This is a genomic window from Flavobacterium orientale (genome assembly GCF_014638005.1).
Lineage (GTDB): Bacteria > Bacteroidota > Bacteroidia > Flavobacteriales > Flavobacteriaceae > Flavobacterium > Flavobacterium orientale.
On the sequence record NZ_BMFG01000025.1, the window covers coordinates 1 to 3,020 of the forward strand.

General features: G+C 39.4%; 2 protein-coding genes. One reads left to right on the forward strand and one right to left on the reverse strand.

The window, feature by feature from the left end; all coding sequences use genetic code 11:
- The first annotated feature begins 447 nt into the window (after window positions 1-447).
- Window positions 448-1,881, forward strand: coding sequence for a sensor histidine kinase (locus IEV15_RS14465; RefSeq protein ID WP_188363253.1), 1,434 nt, complete (start codon window positions 448-450; stop codon window positions 1,879-1,881).
- 778 nt (window positions 1,882-2,659) lie between these two features.
- Here IEV15_RS14465 and IEV15_RS14470 read toward each other — a convergent pair.
- The coding region (locus tag IEV15_RS14470) for a T9SS type A sorting domain-containing protein (protein ID WP_188363254.1) at window positions 2,660-3,020 on the reverse strand (361 nt) is incomplete at its 5' end.

The window sequence follows — 3,020 nt, forward strand, 5'->3', positions numbered from 1 at the left end:
TAGCTATTATGAACGCACAAACTAGATGGAATGGACAAATTTTTCACTGGTCTGCTATTCAAAATGATTTAAATGCGTATTTTAGTGATAGAATAAAATGAAATGACACAGTTTATTGAACACTCCCGACTTTAACTCCCAATCTATAAAACAAAACTGAAATCGGTTGATCACACACCCTGATTTTGCTTCTGCCTAGGCAGATTGGGGCAAACAAAATCAGGTAATCACACCCAACTACCAACGCCCCATTCCCATCTCCCATCAACCACCACAAAAAAACCTCAATATCAAAACAACCCCAGTACATCTTGTAAATCCCAACTACCAACTCCAAACTCCCAACTACCAACTCCTAAAAAAACCTCCAAAAAAAAATCACAAATCAATTAAAAATCCCTATTTTTATAACAGCAACACCACTAACCAAATAAGGCTCACTACTATATGGTTCCAAAAAAACTGCTCAACAGCAAAAACTATTGGACAGATTACTATTTTTTAATAGTAACAGTACTGGTATCCAGCGGCTTATTAATCGTAGTCAACTTCTACACCATCCGAATTTTATCAGGCTCCCGAGCCTACATCAACGGAGAATCACACTATTCCAAAGCTCAAAAAGATGCGAGCAGGCATCTGGTGGCCTACCTATACAATGCGGATAGTTCAGCATTCCAAGCCTTTACCAAGGAAATAACCGTGCCTTTAGGCGACCAAATCGCACGACTGGAAATGAATAAGGAGGGAAACATAGCAACCATAAAAGCGGGTTTTGTACAAGGTCGCAACCACGAAGACGACCTGAATGATATGATATGGCTCTACCAAAACTTCAAATCGTTTCCTTTCTTTTCCAAAGCGGTGGCAGAATGGGAAGTGGGCGATCAAAAAATCAATGCGTTAGTAGCAGTGGCTTCCGAAATTGAAGCAAAAATAAATGCGAACACCTTAACGCCACAAGACCAACAATTGTTTGTCAACCAACTGAATACGATAATAGACGAACTGACCATCAAACAAAGTAATTTTTCGAAAGCACTAGGCCAAGGCACACGAAAAGTGAAATCGTTATTAGTAGTCACCAACATTTTCTTTATTATCCTGATTATTACTTTTGTGAGCAGCTACTACTTCAAAATGATGCGACGGTTAAAAGCAAACAAAATAAAATTAGAATCCGCCAACAAACAATTAAAAACAGCCAACAAAGAATTGGACCGATTTGTGTACAGTGCCTCACACGACTTGCGTTCACCTATTACCTCTTTAATGGGACTGGTGGTCATCATCAAACACGAAGAAGACGCGGAAAAGCGAAAAGAATATGTCGACATGATGTCGCAAATTCTCCAATCACAAGACCAATTTATCAAAGACATCATTGATTATTCCCGAAACAATAAAATAAAAATAACCATTGAAAAAATCAATTTGAGCTACCTCATCAATGAAACGGTTTTTCAATACCAATTCACAAACCACAACCTGTCGATGCAAGTCATCCAAGAACTGGAAACCGACTACATCTACACGGACGTACTACGACTCAAAATAATCCTGAACAACCTCATCTCCAATGCCTTTAAATACGCCGACCTTACCAAGTCGGAAAACTACATTAAAGTAAAATCGACATTAAAGGGAACTACGGTAACCTTGGAAATCGAAGACAATGGCATGGGCATTAACCCCCAATACCTCGATAAAATATTTGACATGTTTTTTGTAACCGACAGCAACAAAGGCTCCGGCCTCGGCTTATACATCGCCAAAGAAGCAGTCGAAAACCTCAACGGCACCATCACCGCTCAATCCGAACCCAAAGCCTTCACCAAATTCAGCATCACCCTCCCCAATCAACCGGATACCAAAAATTAATTGCAGCAGCATCGTTACCCTTGCATAATGTCTCGTTTAAAAGGTTATAATGAATCGTAAATCAAAAACCAGGAAAAATACAGTCCTAATTTAACCGAAGCTGAAACAAGTTCAGCTTGACAGTTGTGCATAGTATTGAGATTGGCCTAAAAGCATCATCACCTGTTTTTCGATAGATACGTTAGCTTTGGCAAAGCCATATTTTGTGTTTTCTGAGTTTTTCTGTGAATAGCAATTATCCAACCTAACCGAAATAGAAAAAGAGAAGCTGAAACAAGTTCAGCTTGACAGTTGTGCATAGTATTGAGATTGGCCTAAAAGCATCATCACCTATTTTTCGATAGATACGTTAGCTTTGGCAAAGCCATATTTTGTGTTTTCTGTGTTTTCTGTGAATAGCAATTATCCAACCTAACCGAAATAGAAAAAGAGAAGCTGAAACAAGTTCAGCTTGACAGTTGTGCATAGTATTGAGATTGGCCTAAAAGCATCATCACCTGTTTTTTCGATAGATAGGTCAACCAAGGAGAAGCCAAATTTTGAGATTTCAGTGCTTTACGTACGAAGCAACTTTCCAACCTAACCGAAATAGAAAAAAAGAAGCTGAAACAAGTTCAGCTTGACAGTAGTAGCTATTATTGAGATTATTCTAAAATCCTCATCATCTGTCGATAAGCGGGTCAGTCCTGACGAGTGCAAATTTTGTGATTTCTGTGAGAAAAAAAAGACCTTCGATTTCTCGAAGGTCTAGTCTATATTATGTTTAAATTTTCAAACTCTACTGCTTCACAACCCGAACCATCTTCACTTCCTCCCCTTGTGTTACAACCACGTTGTAAACACCCGTTGGGTAGTTGGCTCCAATGTTGGTGTTGTTGGCTTGGTCAACTGTAATGGTGTTGCTTTCTAACAAACGTCCCATCATATCATAAACCGTTACTTGAACCGGTGCTGTATGGTTTCCTTTGATATCCAAATTGAAACTGTCGTTAAACGGATTTGGATACGCTACTGCCGTAAATTCATTAGCAAGTGGACTGTCCGAAACAGCATCACGTGTGAAATCAACAGGCGTTGGCTCAGGTGTTCCTCCAGGAACTGTGATTGCACATGTTTTGCCTCCGTAGTAGTAACCATAC